The organism is Streptomyces sp. NPDC091272 (assembly GCF_044757485.1).
Lineage (GTDB): Bacteria > Actinomycetota > Actinomycetes > Streptomycetales > Streptomycetaceae > Streptomyces.
Window position 1 is genome coordinate 1 of record NZ_JBIVVC010000005.1, and the last position, 14,878, is coordinate 14,878.

Annotated in this window: 14 protein-coding genes; 8 read left to right on the forward strand and 6 right to left on the reverse strand. The window is 73.0% G+C overall.

The window, feature by feature from the left end; translation table 11 throughout:
* Window positions 1-239: 239 nt before the first annotated feature.
* Entirely contained in the window at window positions 240-1,052 is an 813-nt protein-coding gene (locus ACIQM4_RS15605) for a site-2 protease family protein (RefSeq protein ID WP_401591465.1), read from the forward strand.
* A 42-nt stretch (window positions 1,053-1,094) separates the two neighbouring features.
* Here ACIQM4_RS15605 and ACIQM4_RS15610 read toward each other — a convergent pair whose 3' ends face one another.
* Window positions 1,095-1,289 (reverse strand): hypothetical protein, encoded by a 195-nt coding sequence (locus ACIQM4_RS15610; protein ID WP_401591467.1) that lies wholly within the window; start codon window positions 1,287-1,289, stop codon window positions 1,095-1,097.
* Window positions 1,290-1,476: 187 nt separating this feature from the next.
* Window positions 1,477-2,199, reverse strand: a complete 723-nt coding sequence (npdG, locus tag ACIQM4_RS15615; protein WP_401591469.1) for an NADPH-dependent F420 reductase — start codon at window positions 2,197-2,199, stop codon at window positions 1,477-1,479.
* Window positions 2,200-2,292: 93 nt separating this feature from the next.
* On the opposite strand from npdG, the gene ACIQM4_RS15620 reads away from it, so the two are divergent.
* Entirely contained in the window at window positions 2,293-2,895 is a 603-nt protein-coding gene (locus ACIQM4_RS15620) for a hypothetical protein (RefSeq protein ID WP_401591471.1), read from the forward strand.
* 264 nt (window positions 2,896-3,159) lie between these two features.
* Here ACIQM4_RS15620 and ACIQM4_RS15625 read toward each other — a convergent pair whose 3' ends face one another.
* Window positions 3,160-3,411, reverse strand: a complete 252-nt coding sequence (locus ACIQM4_RS15625; protein WP_401591473.1) for a hypothetical protein — start codon at window positions 3,409-3,411, stop codon at window positions 3,160-3,162.
* Window positions 3,412-3,498: 87 nt separating this feature from the next.
* On the opposite strand from ACIQM4_RS15625, the gene map reads away from it, so the two are divergent.
* Entirely contained in the window at window positions 3,499-4,356 is an 858-nt protein-coding gene (map, locus tag ACIQM4_RS15630) for a type I methionyl aminopeptidase (RefSeq protein WP_401591475.1), read from the forward strand.
* A gap of 152 nt (window positions 4,357-4,508) precedes the next feature.
* Window positions 4,509-5,159 carry a heme oxygenase (biliverdin-producing) gene (locus ACIQM4_RS15635; RefSeq protein ID WP_401591477.1) on the forward strand — a complete coding sequence of 217 codons (651 nt, stop codon included), beginning with the start codon at window positions 4,509-4,511 and terminating at the stop codon, window positions 5,157-5,159.
* Between the two features lie 1,066 nt (window positions 5,160-6,225).
* Here ACIQM4_RS15635 and ACIQM4_RS15640 read toward each other — a convergent pair.
* Window positions 6,226-7,896, reverse strand: a complete 1,671-nt coding sequence (locus tag ACIQM4_RS15640) for an HtaA domain-containing protein (protein ID WP_401591479.1) — start codon at window positions 7,894-7,896, stop codon at window positions 6,226-6,228.
* Between the two features lie 183 nt (window positions 7,897-8,079).
* Window positions 8,080-9,549: an HtaA domain-containing protein gene (locus ACIQM4_RS15645; protein WP_401591481.1), complete on the reverse strand. Its 1,470-nt coding sequence runs from the start codon at window positions 9,547-9,549 to the stop codon at window positions 8,080-8,082.
* 190 nt (window positions 9,550-9,739) lie between these two features.
* Between ACIQM4_RS15645 and ACIQM4_RS15650 the strand changes: the two genes are divergently transcribed.
* The 4 genes from ACIQM4_RS15650 to ACIQM4_RS15665 all read left to right on the forward strand — a co-directional run bounded on the left by ACIQM4_RS15650 (window position 9,740) and on the right by ACIQM4_RS15665 (window position 13,911).
* Window positions 9,740-10,777: a hemin ABC transporter substrate-binding protein gene (locus ACIQM4_RS15650; protein ID WP_401591483.1), complete on the forward strand. Its 1,038-nt coding sequence runs from the start codon at window positions 9,740-9,742 to the stop codon at window positions 10,775-10,777.
* Window positions 10,778-10,853: 76 nt separating this feature from the next.
* On the forward strand, window positions 10,854-11,906 hold the full coding sequence (locus tag ACIQM4_RS15655) for a FecCD family ABC transporter permease (RefSeq protein ID WP_401592317.1): 1,053 nt from the start codon (window positions 10,854-10,856) through the stop codon (window positions 11,904-11,906).
* Window positions 11,903-12,739 carry a heme ABC transporter ATP-binding protein gene (locus ACIQM4_RS15660; protein ID WP_401591485.1) on the forward strand — a complete coding sequence of 279 codons (837 nt, stop codon included), beginning with the start codon at window positions 11,903-11,905 and terminating at the stop codon, window positions 12,737-12,739. Before ACIQM4_RS15655 ends, ACIQM4_RS15660 begins: the two co-directional genes overlap by 4 nt.
* A gap of 149 nt (window positions 12,740-12,888) precedes the next feature.
* Complete coding sequence (locus ACIQM4_RS15665; protein WP_401591487.1) at window positions 12,889-13,911, forward strand: hypothetical protein; 1,023 nt, start codon at window positions 12,889-12,891, stop codon at window positions 13,909-13,911.
* Between the two features lie 20 nt (window positions 13,912-13,931).
* On the opposite strand, the gene ACIQM4_RS15670 is transcribed toward ACIQM4_RS15665, so the two are convergent.
* Window positions 13,932-14,777 carry a bifunctional DNA primase/polymerase gene (locus tag ACIQM4_RS15670; RefSeq protein WP_401592318.1) on the reverse strand — a complete coding sequence of 282 codons (846 nt, stop codon included), beginning with the start codon at window positions 14,775-14,777 and terminating at the stop codon, window positions 13,932-13,934.
* Window positions 14,778-14,878 lie beyond the last annotated feature (101 nt).

Here is a 14,878-nt window from a genome sequence, read left to right on the forward strand (position 1 = left end):
CGTCGGTGAGTTCATGTCGTCGCACCATACGAAGCCACTTCCCACCCGACCGAAAGATCCACCCAGCCCACCAAGAGCCATCAGAAACGACCTAGGCGGGCCCCGCCGTCCAGGGCCCCCGGGGAACCCCCCGACCCGTCCCGCACGTTCATCCCCCGCACCGGTACGGTCAGTGCCGCCACCGACAGCCCCCGTCGCGCCCCCGTCCCGCCCCGTCACCCGCCCAGGAGGCCGCACCCATGACCACCGCCATCAGCCGCAGGGACCGCCGCATCAGCCCGGTGTTCCTCGGCATCGTCGCCGTCATGGCGGTCGCGGGCTGGGCCGTCTGGACGGACTTCGCCGCGCGGGCCGGTGTCACCGCGCGCCTCGACGCCTCCGTGTTCCTCTTCGTCACGGCCGCCTGGATCGTCTCGCTGTGCCTGCACGAGTACGCGCACGCCCGTACCGCCCTGCACAGCGGCGACATCAGCGTCGGCGCGAAGGGCTACCTGACACTCAACCCGCTGAAGTACACGCACGCCCTGCTCAGCATCGTCCTGCCGGTCCTCTTCGTGATCATGGGCGGCATCGGCCTCCCCGGCGGCGCCGTCTTCATCGAGCGCGGCCGTATCCAGGGCCGCTGGAAGCACAGCCTGATCTCCGCCGCCGGGCCCCTCACCAACGTACTGTTCGCCGTCGTCTGCACGGCGCCGTTCTGGCTGGACGCACTGGACGGCGTCCCGGCGACCTTCCGCTTCGCCCTGGCCTTCCTGGCCCTGCTGCAGGTCTCGGCGGCGCTGCTGAACTTCCTGCCGGTACCGGGGCTCGACGGGTACGGGGTGATCGAGCCGTGGCTCTCGCACGGCTTCCGGCGGCAGATCGAGCCGTTCGCGCCGTTCGGCCTGCTGTTCGTCTTCGCGCTGCTGTGGGTGCCGGAGGTCAACCGGGTCTTCTTCGACGTGATCTACGCGATCACCGACGGACTCGGTGTGAACGAGGCGGAGGCGTACTGCGGGCGCGAGCTGTTCCAGTTCTGGCGGGGCGAGAACCCGATCTGCGCCGCTCCCTAGGCGGACGCCGAGGCCGCGTACCAGGCGGAGCCGAGGCGCCCCCTAGACGGACGCCGAGGCCGCGGCCGCTTCCTTGTCCACCTTGGCCTTGCGCACGTAGTACCAGGTCATGTTCGACGAGACGCCTGCCAGCAGGATCCAGACGATCCCGAGCAGGCTGCCCTCGACGAAGGAGACCACTGCCGCGGCGACCGACAGGACGCAGACGACCAGGGAGTACAGGGCAAGGCGGGGCATGGGGGACGGCTCCTGTCCGAGCGGCGAGGGGACACTGCCCGTCCAGTGTCCCCCATGCCCGTATCGCCTCATACGTCGGTTCGCCCCGCGGCGCGAACACGCGTCGCACGCCACCCCGCGCCCGTACGTCGGCCGCTCACGCACTACACGTCGGTCACCCGCCCTGCATGCACGTCGGCGTCACGCCCTACACGTCGGTCACCCGCAGTCCCGCGTGCGCCTTGTAGCGGCGGTTCACCGAGATCAGGTTGGCGACGAGGGACTCCACCTGGTGGGCGTTGCGCAGCCGGCCCGCGAAGACGCCGCGCATGCCCGGGATGCGGGCGGCCAGCGCCTGGACGAGGTCGGTGTCCGCGCGTGCCTCGCCCAGCACCATCACGTCGGTGTCGATCTCCTCGACCGCCGGGTCCTGGAGCAGCACCGCCGAGAGGTGGTGGAAGGCCGCCGTGACACGCGAGTCCGGGAGGAGGGCCGCGGCCTGTTCGGCGGCGCTGCCCTCGGCCGGCTTCAGCGCGTACGCGCCCTTCTTGTCGAAGCCGAGCGGGTTCACGCAGTCGACCACGAGCTTGCCCGCGAGCTCCTCGCGCAGCGTTTCGAGGGTCTTGGCGTGGCCGTCCCACGGCACCGCCACGATGACGACGTCGCTGCGGCGCGCGCACTCCGCGTTGTCCGCGCCCTCGACGCCGAGACCGAGCTCCTCGGCGGCGGCCTGCGCCCGCTCGGCGGCGCGTGAGCCGACGATCACCTTCTGGCCGGCCCTGGCCAGCCGGTACGCGAGGCCGCGGCCCTGGTCACCGGTGCCGCCGAGGACGCCGACGACGAGACCGGACACATCGGGAAGGTCCCACGGGTCCTTGACCGGCTTCTTCTCGGCCGCGGGCCCGGAGGTGGAGTCTGTGGTGGAAGTCATGAGCCGACCCTACTTGGCGGTAGCGCCCTCGTCCGGGTGAGTACGACCGGAACTCCCCGAACACCGAGGGGCCCGCGGGGCAGGCTGGCCGCCATGGATGCCGTGAGGGTCGCACTGCTGCGGGAGGTCCTGGCCGGTACGCAGTGGCTGGGCGCGACGCGGCGGTTCGCCGGGGTGCTGCGCGGCTCGGTGGAACCGTACGGCGGCGGCCTGCTGCTGGTCGGCACCCAGCGGTACGAGCCGTGGCACCTGGCCGCCCACCTGGTGGACGAGGCGGCGTGGTCGGGGCTGCCCGCCCTGGCCCCCACCCTCGTCCGGCACGAGGTGCGCAGACCTGCCCCGGAGCACCTCGCGGTGGATCTGGGCAGGCTGGAGGCGGCCCGGCGCGGCGAGACCCTGCTGGTGGTGGCCCCGGGCACGGTGGAAGCGGGACTCCTTGAGCGGGTGCAGGGGGTACGGAGAACGGGGGCGACGGTACTCGCCCTCTCCGACGAGGGGTCCGAACTGGAAGGACTGGCCCACGAGTTGCTGACGGTCCCGAAGGCCGGTGCGGTGGACCTGGACACCGTCCAGCACCTGGTGAGCGCGGCGGCCGGCGAGAACACGGTGCCTGGAGCCCGCGGCGGGCGGAACTTCCGGGACCGCCTGTCCCGACTGGCCGACCGGCTGACGGCGCCGCCACCGGAGAGGTGGTGAGGACGTCGGGCGCCACCGGAGAGGCGGTGAGGACGTCGGGCGCCACCGGAGAGGCGGTGAGGACGTCGGGCGCCACCGGAGAGGTGGTGAGGACGTCGGGCGCCACCGGAGAGGTGGTGAGGACGTCGGGCGTCGCCCACCCAGGGCCTGGGCGGCCGGGGGCTCGTTGCCCGAGCCCCCGTAACGACAGGCCTGCCCACCCGGGGCCCCGGACAGCGGGCCTGCCGTCCGGGCCGCGGCCACAGGGCAGCCCGCCCGTCCCGATCAGGCCTGCGGGGCGCCCGCGCCCCCCTGGCCGCCCTCCTGCGATCCCTTGTCGTGCCACTTCGGGTCGTTCTCCCACTCCAGGTTGCGCTCGCGTGCCGTGTCCATGGCGTGCTGCGCCTCCTGCTGGGTGGCGTACGGCCCGAAGCGGTCCTTCGAGGGGCACTGCGGGCCCTCCTCGACCGTCTTGTGCTCCAGGCAGTAGAACCATTCACCGGGCTTGCCGGTGGTACGTCGCTTGAACAGGGCCATCGCCCGAACTCCTCGCCTCGGCCGCACGCGGTGCGCGGTTGTTTCTGCCGCCATAGTGCCCCCGTAGCGCTGACTACACTCGTCGGCATGTCTGGCCAGTCGCTGCTCGTACCAGGGGAGCTCTCTCCCATCCGTTCCGTCCCCGGCAACATCCGGCGCCCCGAGTACGTCGGGAAACCCGCGCCCGCGCCGTACACAGGGCCCGAGGTCCAGGACGCCGACACCATCGAGCGGATGCGCGTCGCGGGCCGCATCGCCGCGCAGGCGATGGAGGAGGCCGCCAAGCACATCGCGCCCGGCGTGACCACCGACGAGCTCGACCGGGTCGCGCACGAGTTCATGGTGGACCACGGGGCGTACCCCTCGACCCTCGGCTACCGGGGCTATCCGAAATCGCTGTGCAGCTCGGTCAACGAGGTCATCTGCCACGGCATCCCCGACTCGACCGTCCTCAAGGACGGCGACATCGTGAACCTCGACGTCACCGCGTTCATCAACGGTGTGCACGGCGACAACAACGCCACCTACTTCTGCGGCGACGTCGACGAGGAGTCGAAGCTGCTCGTCGAGCGCACCCGCGAGTCGCTCAACCGCGCGATCAAGGCGGTCAGGCCGGGCCGCCAGATCAACGTCATCGGCCGGGTCATCGAGTCGTACGCCAAGCGCTTCGGCTACGGCGTCGTACGGGACTTCACCGGTCACGGCATCTCGACGGCGTTCCACTCCGGGCTGATCGTGCCGCACTACGACAGCCCGCACGCCACGACCGTGATGCAGCCCGGCATGACGTTCACCATCGAGCCGATGCTGACGCTGGGGACGTACGAGTACGACATGTGGGAGGACGGCTGGACGGTCGTCACCAAGGACCGCAGGCGCACTGCCCAGTTCGAGCACACGCTAGTGGTGACGGAGACCGGGGCGGACATCCTGACGCTGCCGTGACCAGGGGCACGGCGGGCGGACGTTTTTACCGACAGGTCGTCGGGAACCAGTTGACTTAGGTAACCCTAAGCAGGGAGGATCGGTGGTGGCGGGAGCCGTTGCTGCCATCACCGCTCTCCCCGTCCCGTCCCGTCTGTCCTCGGAGGTCCGCTTTGGACACCCCCTTCTCCACCCAGATCCGTGTCGCCTCGCACGAGCAGCACACGGAGGCGGAGACCTCGACGTTCATGAGCGACCTCCTTGGCGGCAAGCTCGGCGTGGACGCGTACACGCGCTACACCGAGCAGCTGTGGTTCGTCTACAAGGCCCTTGAGGACGCCGCCGGTTCGCTGCGCGACGACCCGGTCGCGGGCCCGTTCATCCAGGACGAGCTGATGCGGGCAGGCGAGCTGGAACGCGACCTGACGCACCTGCGCGGCGCGGGCTGGCGCGAGGGCCTGGTCGCCCTCCCCGCCACGGCGGCCTACGCGGCACGCGTCACCGAGTGCGCGCGGACCTGGCCCGGCGGGTACGTCGCCCACCACTACACCCGCTACCTGGGCGACCTGTCGGGCGGTCAGATCATCCGCGACAAGGCCGAGAAGACCTGGGGCTTCGACCGCAAGGGCGACGGCGTCCGCTTCTACGTCTTCGACGGCGTCACCAACCCGGCCGCTTTCAAGCGGCACTACCGGGAACTGCTCGACGCGGTCCCGGCGGACGAGCTGGAGAAGAAGCGCATCATCGACGAGTGCAAGCGGGCGTTCGACTTCAACGGGGCGGTCTTCCGCGAACTGGGCGGGGAGTTCCCGCTCAGCGCGTGACCGCTTGGCGCTCGGCGGTTGAGGGCGCGTCAGTAAGGGCCCGCATCCCGGGGGATGCAGGCCCTTACGCGTGCGCGCGGCCAGGGGTGGGGGACGGCGCGGGCAGCCGTGCGTGTCGGTGATGACGTACGGGGGCGTGGTGAGCGGCCGCGGGGGCGTGGTGACCGGCCACGGGAACGTGGTGAGCGGCCACGGGAGCGTGGTGAGCGGCCGCGGGGCCGGTGCACCGAGGCCGGCCGCGGGACGGGTGCGTCGTGGCGGACCACGGTGCGCGTGCGTAACGGTTGGCGACGGGCGGGTGCGTCGTGGCGGACCACGATGCGCGTGCGTAACGACCGGCTGCCGTACCGGTGCGCCGAGGCCGACCACGGTGCGCGTGCGCGACGGCCGAGTGCGACGCGAGCCCGTCGTGGCCGGCCGCCGCACGGTGCGGGGCGGCCGGCCCGCCGAGGTGCGCCGAGGCCGACCGCAGTGCGCGCGCGTAGCGGCCGGCCGCCGCACAGGTGCGCCGGGGCCGACCGCGGTGCGCACGCGTAACGGCCGGCCGCCGCACAGGTGCGCCGAGGCCGGCCACGGTGCGCGCGCGACGGCCGAGTGCGACGCGGGCCCGTCGTGGCCGGCCGCCGGACGGGAGCGCGGCGGCCGGCCCGCCGTGCAGGTGCGCCGAGCCCCGCCACGGTGCGCGTGCGTGACGGTCGGCCACGGGCGGGTGCGCCGGGGCCGACCGCGGTGCGCGCGTAACGGCCGAGTGCGGCGCGGGCCCGTGGTGGCCGGCCGCCGGACGGGTGTGCCGAGGCCTGCCGCGGTGCGCGCGTAACGACCGGCCGCCGCACAGGTGCGCCGAGGCCCGCCACGGTGCGCGCGCGTGACATCCGGCCACAAGGCGGGGGCCTCGTGGCCCGTTACGGCACGGGGGCGTCGTGGTCTGCCACGGTGCGGGTGCACCGTGGCATGCCGCAGGGCGGTGGGTGCCGGCCGGCCGCCCTGCGGGTGCACGGGGACCTGCAGGTGAGTCTCGGCCGGTCGTGCAGTTCCCCGCGCCCGTGACTGCGCGCCCCCGGCTCTCTCAGCCCCGCTTGCGCTTTCGCGCCGCGAAGACGACCGCTCCGCCCGCCACCGCCAGCGCCCCCGCCGCACCGAGCAGCGCTCCCGACGGCGTGGAGGATCCCGTCGCGGCGAGGTTGCCGCCGGCCGACGCCGCGGTCCCGCCCACGGACCCGCCGACCGAGCCACCACCCGTCGTGGTGCCCGTACCGCCGGTCGTGTCACCCCCCGCTGTCCCGGCGGAGCCCGCGGTGCCGGCCGAGCCCGAGGTGCCGGTGCCTCCCGTGCCCGCGCCCGGCAGCTGCGCGTCCTTGTCCACCGAGACCGCGACCGTCAGCGCGTCCATCTCCTGGCCCGCCTCGTACATGCCGCCGAACGCCTTCGAGCCGCCCGCCGTCAGCTTCACCGGCACGCCCGCGAGCTTCACCACGCCGTCCACGACCGACAGTTCACCAGCCGGCTTCAGGTCCGCGACGGTCAGCGCCTTGTACGTGAGGACCTTCTTCGTCGCGCGGTCCTTCGTCGACACGTCCGCGACCAGCGTTCCCTTTCCGCCCTTCACCTCGACCTTGAGCGCGGAGAAGTTGAGGTCGAGGGTGTACACGCCGCCCTCCTCGTGGCCCAGGAACCGGACCTTGCCGCTGAAGGCCGCGGAGAGGTTCTGCTTCTCGGCGTCGAAGGAGCCCGTGCCCTTCGGGAAGCGGAAGCCGTCGCCGGACTTCACCGCGCCGCCGGAGAGTTCGACCTTGCCGTGCGCGATGGGGCCCGTGACGTAGTTGCGGAAGCGGCCGAGGACGCCCCAGTCCAGGTTGCCGCCGACGATCGCCCCCTGCTCGGCCTCGGCCGGCGGAGCCACCGGCGGCTTCGACCCGGTGGGGCCGGTCGTCGGCGGCTTGCTCTCTTCGGGCCGGGTGATCGGCGGCTTCGTCTCACCCGGGTTCGTGACGGGCGGCTTCGTCTCGCCCGGATTCGTGACGGGCGGCTTCGTCTCACCCGGATTCGTGACCGGCGGCTTCGTCGCGCCCGGGTCCGTCACCGGCGGCTTCGTACCGCCGACCGGGACGGTGAGCGTCATCGGGTCGAACGCCGAGCCCGCCGGGTAGAAGTTGTTGAACGCGACGCTGCCCGCGGCGGTGACCTTGGCCGGGATGTCCTTGAAGACCATCGCGTCCTTGCCCGCGGCGGGCTTGACACCGGTCAGGTCGAGGTTCACGAGCGCCACGTCGTTCGTGACGACGTACTCGCCCTTGCCGCCCTTGTCGGTCATCGACTTCACGTCGGCGGTGACGGTGCCGCCGGTACGGGTCGTGGTGACCTTGATGTCCGAGAGGGTCAGGTCCAGCTTGCCCTGGTGGCCGCTGAAGTTGACCGAGCCCTCCAGCGCGGTGGTACTGGCGTGCGTCGTGACGTCGTAGGCGGTCTTGCCGTTGACGAACGTGAACGCACCGTTGCCCGCGGCCTGCTTGGCGCCGCCCGCAGTCGTGATCTTGCCCTGTGCGACGGGGCCCGCCACGTACTTGCGGAAACCGGCGAAGACACCCCACTCCAGGGTGCCCCCCACGGTCGGGGCTCCCGCCGCGGCGGGAGCGGCAGCGTCGGCGGCGGCTGCCGGCAGGGTGAGGGCGGTGGCGCCGACGGCGGCGACCGTGGCCACGGCTGCGGCAAGGGCTATGGGGCGGCGGTTGACTGCCATGTTCCGAGAACTCCTGAGGAGAAGGGGAGAGAGGGGGAGGGGGGATACGTGGGTGGGGATGGAGGGGCTACCGAACAGGGGCGCAGGCACAGGAGCAGGTACAGGCGCAGGCACAGGCGCAGGCACAGGTGCAGGCACAGGTGCATGTGCACATGCCGGCCAGGCGGTGGCGTCGGAGAGGAGTCAGCTCCCCGCGTCGCCTCCACCCGCCGCCCCACCGCTCCGCCTGCGGACCGCGAAGAACACGGCCCCGGCGACGAGCACCAGGACGACCGCGCCGACGGCGACGTACGTTCCGGTGGAGGAGGACGTGGACGAGGAGGCGGGGGCTGTGGCAGCGGCGGTGTCCGCCGGCTTCGGCGCCGCCGAGGACTTCGGGGCGGTTGTCGTGGGGGTCTTGGTGTCGCTGCCCAGGTCCGGCAGGGGCGGCAGTTTCGCGCTGTCGTCGACGGTGACCGCGAGCGAGACCGGGTCCATGTCCGTGCCCGCCTTGTACATCGAGCCGAAGGCCTTCGCGCCCTGCTCGGTGAGCGTCGCCGGTGCCTCCGTCAGGTCCACCAGGCCGTCCTTGGCGGTCAGCGTCCTCGCCGCGAAGCTCACGAGCGGCACTGCGGGCGTGCGCGTGGCCTGCTTCGTCCGCGGGTCCTTGCCGGCGACGTCGGCGATCAGGGTCCCCTTGCCGTCGGCGACCTTCACCGCGACCTTCGAGAGCGTCAGGTCGAGGTGGGCGCCGTGGAAGCGGACGCTGCCGGCGAACGCCGCGTCGAGGCTCTGCTTCCCTGCGTCGTACGCACCCTTGCCCTGCGGGAAGCGGAACAGCGCGCCGCCGTCCAGCGCGCCTCCCGCCAGCTCCCACCTGCCCTTGGAGATGGGACCGGTGACGTACTCGCGGAAGGTGCGCCGGACGCCCCAGTCGACCGCCGCGTCCTTGAGCGTGCCCGGGACGGCCGCCGTGTCCCGGTCCTTCTGCTCCGGGGCCTTCGCGTCGGGCCGCTTCGCCTCCGGGGACCTCGCGGGTGCCTTCGCGCCCGCCGCCACGTCCACCGACAGGCTCACCGGGTCGAGCGCGGTGCCTGCCGTGTAGTAGCCGGCGAACGCGCGCGCCCCCTGTGAAGTGAGCGTCGCGGGAACGTTGTTGAGCGCGACCGGGCTGCCGCCGCCCTTCATGTTGATGCCGCCGACGGCCAGCGACGCCAGCGGAATCTGCGGGGAGCTGGTCACCTTGCCGGTACTCCTGGCCTTGCTGGTGACGTCCGCGAAGAGGGTGCCGCTGCCGCCGGAGATCCGGACGGTGGGGCGGCCGATGGTGAGGTCCAGTTCGTTCGTACCGTCCGGCTTCCCGTGGCCGGTGAAGCGGACCGCGCCCGAGAATCCGGACCGGAACTCCCCGCTGTCCGGATCGTAGGAACCGGATGCGGAGTGGAAACGGAACTGGCTGCCGCCGACCGTCGCTGCGCCGCCCCGGAGCGCGAAGTTGCCGTGGGCTATGGGCCCGGTGACGTAACTCTGGAAGGAGGACTTGATCCCCCAGTCGAGCCTGCCGCCCTGGACGGTGCGCGCGTCCGCGACGGCGACAGTGGCCGGAAGCAGTGCTCCCAGCACGGCCGCGATGAGCGCGACGGCGAACGCGCGGGCCGATCTGGACGACAACATCAGGGTCCCTCCGAGGTCTGGCGAGCAAGGTAAGGCTAACCTAAGCTATGTCCGACCTGGTCCGGAACCCTCCGGGCCCCGACAGACGGCCGGGCAGCCGAAACTCCCCCGCAACACCGGCCACTTCGGCCGGCCGCGGGCAGCCCGTACGAGCCGGCGACGAGACAGCAGCAGAACAGGAGGTGCATCCGTGCGAACGCCAGCCGCGTCCCCGCGCCCCTCACGTCTGGCAGGTGCACTGATATCCGTGCTCGCCCTCGCCGTCACCGCGACCGGCTGCGGCGCCGGTACGGGACAGGACTCCCCCGCCGCGAAGCCCCCGGCCGCCGCGCGGCAGCCCGCCGACCGCGTGGAACCCCTGACCACCGCGCCCAGGCCCCAGCTCCCGGCCACCGTCCCCTCCGCGGACGGCACGCGGGTCAAGGTCACCTCCACCGACCGGATCGTGCCGCTGACGGGGAGCCTGAACGAGATCGTCTTCACCCTCGGCCTGGGTAAGAACGTGGTGGCCCGCGACATCACCGCCACGTTCGAGCAGGCCAGGGCCCTGCCGGTGGTGACACGCGCGCACGACGTGTCGGCGGAGAGCGTCCTGTCCCTGCGGCCGACGGTCGTCCTCGCCGACACCACCACGGGACCCGCCGAGGCCGTCGCCCAGATCCGCGACGCGGGGATTCCGTTGGTCGTCGTCAAGCCGGCCAAGGAACTCGCCGACGTCGCCAGGCGCATCGACGCGGTCGCCGCCGCCCTGGGGGTGCGGTCCTCGGGCGAGGAGTTGAAGCAACGCACCCAGGAGCGCATCGCCGCCGTCCAACGGGACATCCCGCGGCCCGAGGACGGCAAGAAGCCACGCGTGACGTTCCTGTACCTGCGGGGCTCCGCGTCCGTGTACCTGCTCGGCGGGCGCGACTCGGGGGCGGGTTCGCTGCTGGAGGCCGCGGGGGCGGTGGACGCGGGCAAGGACTCCGGACTGGAGAAGGACTTCACCGCGATCACCAGCGAGGCACTGGTGAAGGCCGCGCCCGACGCGATCCTGGTGATGAGCAAGGGCCTCGCGTCCGTCAACGGCGTGGAGGGCCTCCTCAAGGTCCCCGGCGTCGCCGAGACCCCGGCCGGCGCGGACCGCCGCGTCGTCTCCGTCGACGACGGTGTGCTGCTGAACTACGGCCCGCGCACGGACCAGGTCCTCAGGAGCCTGGTCGAGCAGCTCTACGGCAAGGAAGGGTGACCCGGTGACCGCCACCACCCGGACCGATTCGGACACGCCGACCGTGGAGCGGCAACCCCCCTCCGCCGAGCACGAGTTGCCGCAGTCCGCCGCCAGGAGACGCCGCGGCGCCACCTTCACCCTCACCGCGGGTCTCTCCCTCGCACTCGTGGTCCTGGCCCTCGTCTCGGCGGGGCTCGGCACCTACCACATCTCCCCCGGCGACGTGCTCGCCTCCGTGCAGCACCGCGTCGGGCTCGGCGGCGCCCCGCTGGACCGGGTCGGGGAGAGCGTGCTGTGGAACATCCGGCTGCCGCGCGTCGTCCTCGCCCTCCTGGTCGGCTCCTCACTGGGGTGCGCGGGAGCCCTGATGCAGGGCGTGTTCGGCAACCCGCTCGCGGAGCCGGGCGTCATCGGCATCTCGTCCGGCGCCGCGGTCGGCGCGGTCGCCTCGATCGCGCTGGGCCTGAGCTTCTTCGGGAACTGGACGGTCACCTTCTGCGCGTTCGTCGCCGGCCTGGTCACCGTGCTGCTCGTCTACGTGCTGTCCCGCTCGGGCGGCAGGACCGAAGTGGTCACCCTGATCCTCACCGGCATCGCGGTGAACGCCTTCGCGGGGGCCCTGATCGGTCTGTTCATCTTCTTCGCGGACAACGCGCAGATCACCCAGATCACCTTCTGGCAGCTGGGTTCGCTCGCCCAGGCCACCTGGCCGAAGGTCCTCGCCGTCCTGCCGTGCGCCCTGCTCGGGCTGCTCGTCGCGCCCCTGCACGCGAGGAAGCTGGACCTGCTCGCCCTCGGGGAGCGGCCCGCCAGGCACCTCGGGGTGGACGTCGAGAAGCTGCGCATGGCCCTGGTGCTGGTGGTGGCCCTGCTCACGGCGGCGGCCGTGGCGGTGGCGGGCATCATCACCTTCGTCGGCCTGCTCGTTCCGCACCTGCTGCGGATGGCCAACGGTCCCGGACACCGCTTCCTGGTCCCCGGCAGCGCTCTGGGCGGGGCGCTCGTCCTGCTCGCCGGCGACCTCGCGGCCCGTACGGTCGCGAGCCCCGCCGAGCTCCCCCTGGGCGTGCTGACCGCGCTCTTCGGCAGCCCGTTCTTCTTCTGGCTCCTTCGCAGGACCCGACGCAAGCAGGGTGGTTGGGCATGAACGCCCTGAAGTCGCTTCTCTCCTCCGGCCGTTCCCGCGCGCTGCCGTCCCCGCTCACTCCCGGCGCCGCCGCCGTGGAGGCGCGCGGCCTGCACGTGCGGCTCGGACGGCACGAGGTGCTCTGCGGCATCGACCTGACGGCACACGCGGGTGAGGTGCTCGCCCTGGTCGGCCCCAACGGAGCAGGAAAATCCACCCTGTTGGCCGCCTTCGCCGCCGATCTGCCCGCCACCGGCGGGACGGTACGCATCGACGGCCGCCCCGTCGGCGACTGGAGCGCGCCGGAGCTGGCGCTGCGCCGGTCGGTGCTTCCCCAGGCGGCGGCGCTGTCCTTCCCGTTCCCCGTGGAGGACGTCGTACGGATGGGGCGCGCACCCTGGGCCGGCACCCCGCGGGAGGACGAGGACGACCTCGCGGTCGCGGAGGCCATGGCTGCCACCGAGGTCTCCGGGTTCGGGCCCCGCTCCTTCTCCGCGCTGTCCGGCGGCGAGCGGGCCCGGGTCGCGCTGGCCCGGGTGCTCGCGCAACGCGCCCCTGTCCTCCTGCTCGACGAGCCGACCGCCGCCCTGGACCTGCGCCACCAGGAACTGGTGCTGGGGATCTGCCGGGAGCGGGCCGCCGCGGGGGACGCGGTGGTCGTCGTCCTGCACGACCTCGGCCTCGCGGGTGCGTACGCGGACCGGGTGGCGGTGCTGCACGACGGGCGCATACCGCTCTGCGGCCCGCCGGCCGAGGTGTTCGACGAGGAACTGCTCACCCGGGTCTACCGGCAGCCGGTCGAGGTGCTGCCCCACCCGCGCACGGGGGATCCCCTGGTGCTCCCCAGGAGGTGACCCGGTCGACGGGCCCGAACCGCGCCGGGCCGCGCCGCGGGTCACGGTGCGGCCCCGGTGCCAGGTCCCCGTGCCCGCGCCGTTCCCGGCCCCGGTAGGGTTCCGGACGTCGGTGGCGGCTGGTACGACGGGGACGGCAAGGGCAGCTCATGGGGACGCGCACGCGAAGGGCGAGGCGACGGCTGGCGACGCTGGGAGCGGCGACGGTCCTGGCGCTGACGGCGAGCGGATGCGTGACGGTGCACGGCGAGCTGGCCCTCGTCCCGGCGGCGACCAGGTCCGAGGCCGCGCAGGCGGTCAAGGACTTCACGGACGCCTACAACAAGGCGGACAAGGCGTACGACCCGGCTCTCGTCGCAGGCCGGACCACCGGCGCGCTGAGCGCCATCAACCAGGCGGGGCTCAAGGCCCGCCACAGTCAGAGCCCCGGCGGCAACAGCAACCACCGGCCGCTCGCCCTCACCGACGCCCGCTTCCTGATCCCGAAGAAGGCGGGCTGGCCACGCTGGTTCGTCGCCGACACCGACAGCAACCGCGACACCGAGGGCGGGGACGGCCGCGCCGACACCCGCTGGCTGCTGGTGTTCGTCCGGGGCGGCGCCGACCAACTCTGGGAGGCATCACACCTGTTGACCCTGCGGGCGGGGGACGTCCCCGAGTTCGCGGTGGACGGCGAGGGGTGGGCGCGGCCCGCGGACGGCGCGGCCCTGGCGGTGCCGGCCGATGAGCTGAGCCGCTCCTACGCGGCGTACCTCCAGAGCGGTTCCGCCGTCGGCAGCCGTCCTGCGGCCGGTTTCGCCCCCGGCCGTGACACCACCGGGTGGCTGGACTCGCGCAAGCGGGCCTCGCAGCGCGTCGGACGGTCCATGCAGTACCTCGACCAGGCGCTGGACACGGGTGCGTACGCGCCGCTCGCACTGGCCACCGAGGACGGCGGCGGTTTCGTCTTCTTCGCCTCCCGCCACTTCGAGAAGCAGACCGCGGCCAGGGGCGTGCCGCTGCTGGACCTGAACGCGGACGTACGGGTGCTCATGACCGGCGCCCCGAAGTCCACGCTGATCAAGGAACGCGTGTCGAGCGAGGTGGCGCTGGTGCCGGGAAAGGGCGCGGCGGACACGACGGTGGAGCTGCGCTCCCGGGTGCAGGGACTGGTCGCCGCCACCGGGTCCTAGAGGCGGGCGGCGCGAGAGGTTCAGCGGCCGATGGGCCAGGCCACCGCGTGCGGGTCTGTGTCCGCGCCTGCCTCGTCCGCGGCGGCGGTGTAGCGGGCGCAGGCGTCGGTGAGGGTCTCCAGCAGGGTCAGCGGGTCCGGCAGCCCGTGTTCCAGGCCCCGTACCCAGTGCACGTCCAGGTCACCGGGCAGCCGCGCAGGGGGGACCAGGACGTAGCTGCCCCGGCAGTGCCAGCGCAGGCCAGGGTGCTCGTCCATGGTCTCGGGGTGGCAGTCCAGCTCGCACGGCCACCACTCGTCCTCGTCCTCGGGGGTGCCCCGGGTCGCCGTGAAGAACAGCATCCTGGCGTCGGCCTCGCTGCCGCCCTCGCCGAAGACGGCGACCGGGCCGACCTCGATGCCGGCCTCCAGCAAGCGCTCCAGCGCGCCGGCGCCGGCCGCCAGGGGCACGTCGAGGACGTCGTGGACCATGCCGGTCGCGGTGATGAAGTTGGCCTGCGGCTGGGTGTCGGCCCAGCGCTCGACCTGGGCCCGGTCGGTGGTCGACTGGGTCTGCCAGGCGAAGGACACCGGGTGCCTGGCGGGCGTCGGACAGCCGACGCGCTCGCACGAACACCGGTAGCCCACGGGGTACGCGGCGGGGGCGAGCGGCAGTCCGGCTCCGGCGGCGGCGCGCAGCAGGCCGAGCCGGTCCGCCGAGGTGTCGGGAGCGGCCCTGCCGCCCGAGCGGCGGCGCAGCCACTGGGCGATCCGGCCGCCCTGCGCGGCCGGGGCCCGGCCCGGGTCCGCGCCCTGCCCGGCGGCCTGTTCCGCGCCGGGTTTCGAGCCTGTCCCTGCGCCGCGATTGCGGCCGAACTCCGCGCCCATCTGGCTCCTCACCCTCACACCTCGGCCCCCGGCCCTTGAGCTTTCGCCCCCGGCGGACCCGTCCATGCTCGCACCATCCTGCTCCTCGGGTGGCAGGTGTC

Excerpts from the sequence above, each read along its gene's own strand:
- npdG (WP_401591469.1), bottom strand. The coding sequence starts at position 2,199 with ATGACTTCCACCACAGACTCCACCTCCGGGCCCGCGGCCGAGAAGAAG.
- ACIQM4_RS15620 (WP_401591471.1), top strand. The coding sequence starts at position 2,293 with ATGGATGCCGTGAGGGTCGCACTGCTGCGGGAGGTCCTGGCCGGTACG.
- ACIQM4_RS15665 (WP_401591487.1), top strand. The coding sequence starts at position 12,889 with ATGGGGACGCGCACGCGAAGGGCGAGGCGACGGCTGGCGACGCTGGGA.
- ACIQM4_RS15645 (WP_401591481.1), bottom strand. The coding sequence starts at position 9,549 with ATGTTGTCGTCCAGATCGGCCCGCGCGTTCGCCGTCGCGCTCATCGCG.
- ACIQM4_RS15660 (WP_401591485.1), top strand. The coding sequence starts at position 11,903 with ATGAACGCCCTGAAGTCGCTTCTCTCCTCCGGCCGTTCCCGCGCGCTG.
- ACIQM4_RS15640 (WP_401591479.1), bottom strand. The coding sequence starts at position 7,896 with ATGGCAGTCAACCGCCGCCCCATAGCCCTTGCCGCAGCCGTGGCCACG.
- ACIQM4_RS15605 (WP_401591465.1), top strand. The coding sequence starts at position 240 with ATGACCACCGCCATCAGCCGCAGGGACCGCCGCATCAGCCCGGTGTTC.
- ACIQM4_RS15610 (WP_401591467.1), bottom strand. The coding sequence starts at position 1,289 with ATGCCCCGCCTTGCCCTGTACTCCCTGGTCGTCTGCGTCCTGTCGGTC.
- ACIQM4_RS15670 (WP_401592318.1), bottom strand. The coding sequence starts at position 14,777 with ATGGGCGCGGAGTTCGGCCGCAATCGCGGCGCAGGGACAGGCTCGAAA.
- map (WP_401591475.1), top strand. The coding sequence starts at position 3,499 with ATGTCTGGCCAGTCGCTGCTCGTACCAGGGGAGCTCTCTCCCATCCGT.
- ACIQM4_RS15625 (WP_401591473.1), bottom strand. The coding sequence starts at position 3,411 with ATGGCCCTGTTCAAGCGACGTACCACCGGCAAGCCCGGTGAATGGTTC.